The 1,439-nt window shown below is 65.6% G+C and carries 1 protein-coding gene; it reads right to left on the minus strand.

Annotation, left to right across the window (positions count from 1 at the left end; translation table 11 throughout):
- Positions 1-1,337 (minus strand): cache domain-containing protein (locus EOD15_RS34225; RefSeq protein ID WP_148129819.1); only part of this gene is annotated, 1,337 nt, incomplete at its 3' end.
- Positions 1,338-1,439 lie beyond the last annotated feature (102 nt).

Consider the following 1,439-nt stretch of genomic DNA (forward strand, 5'->3'; position numbering starts at 1 on the left):
GTGCCGGTGATCGCGCCGATGCGCTCGGTCATCGACACGATCGACGTCAGATTGCCGCTGGCCGGTTCGGTTTTGCCGGTTTCGAGAAAGCGGCCCGCATTCTCGGCATAGGTGCGGATAGCTGCGACCGGCTGGTTGATCTCGTGCGCCACGCCGGCGGCGATTTGGCCGAGGATGGAAAGCCGGTTGGCCTGGGCGAGGTCGTCACGCAGCCGGCGCACCTTGGCTTCAGCATTCTCGCGCTCGGCGATTTCGCCGGCAAGTGCGGTGTTGGAGCGGGTCAGCTCGGCCGTTCGCGTGCTGACCCGACTCTCCAGTTCGGCATTCATCCGCGCCAGCGCCTCTTGCCTCAGCCTGCGCGTTCGCCGGCGCCGGGTCAGCACGTAGGCAAGCAGGCCCATCAGCAGCAGACCGAGCAGCGTGGTGAGCCGCGCCGTGTTGGCGGCCGATGAAAGAGCAGCGTCGGCGGGAGTGAGCAGCCAGAGACGCCAGCCAGGAACAGCACCGGGCAAATCCTGCACCACCTCGACGAACTGGCGCGGTTTTCCCGCGTTGTCGATCGTCGCCAGGCCGTCACCAGCGCCGCGCCGGATCGGCAGCGGCTCGAAGCCTGCATCGGCCAACTGGAGCTGCTCGTGGGCTGCGGCGGTGTCCTCGGCCGACAGTGGCGCCAGCGCACGAAACCGCCAGTCGGGCTGGCTGGTAGCCAGCACCACGCCGCGTTCATCAGTGATGAACACAAGGAAACCGCTGGAACGCCAATTGGCTTCGACGCCGTCGAGTTCGACCTTCAGCACCGCAACGCCAAGCGGCTTGCCGCCATCGTCGACGCGGCTGGCAAGGTACAGCCCCGGTCTGCCGCTGATTGTGCCGAGGCCATATTGGCTGGCAGCACCCTTGCTCATCGCTTCCTGGAAATAGTGCCGAAAATTGTAGTCGATGCCGACAAAGCTCGCCGGTTCGTCGGCATTGCTGGCTGATATGGCGATGCCTGCGGTATCGATGATGTAGACGGCGGATGCAGAGGCATCGCCGGCAATTGACTTGAGCTTGTCGTTGAGGGCCTTTTCTTTCATTTTTCCGGCCCGGCGCAGAGCGCCGCGCACCGCGTCGTCTCGGGCCAACACCAGTGGAACCAGGCGCTGCTTATCGATTTCACCGGTCAGGGTTCCCGCCGCCAGGGGCAGTGCGGCGAGTGCCGTCTCGCGCAGATTATCGGCCGCCTGGCCGGAGGCGATGCGCCCGGCAATGGCGATCGCGCCGGCCAGAAAGGCAAGGGCGACGACCACGGCAACCCAGCGGCCATCGCGCAGCCGCGCCACCGCCTCGCGCAGCAATTCACGGCCGGCAAATCCTTGGGATTCGCTATCGGTGCCTGCTTGCGGCGTCTGCCCTCTCCCCTTTGCTCGCGGCCTTTCGGCCAGTGTAATGCGAAAATC

Source organism: Mesorhizobium sp. M7A.T.Ca.US.000.02.2.1 (genome assembly GCF_003996995.1).
In the GTDB taxonomy this organism is placed as follows: domain Bacteria; phylum Pseudomonadota; class Alphaproteobacteria; order Rhizobiales; family Rhizobiaceae; genus Mesorhizobium.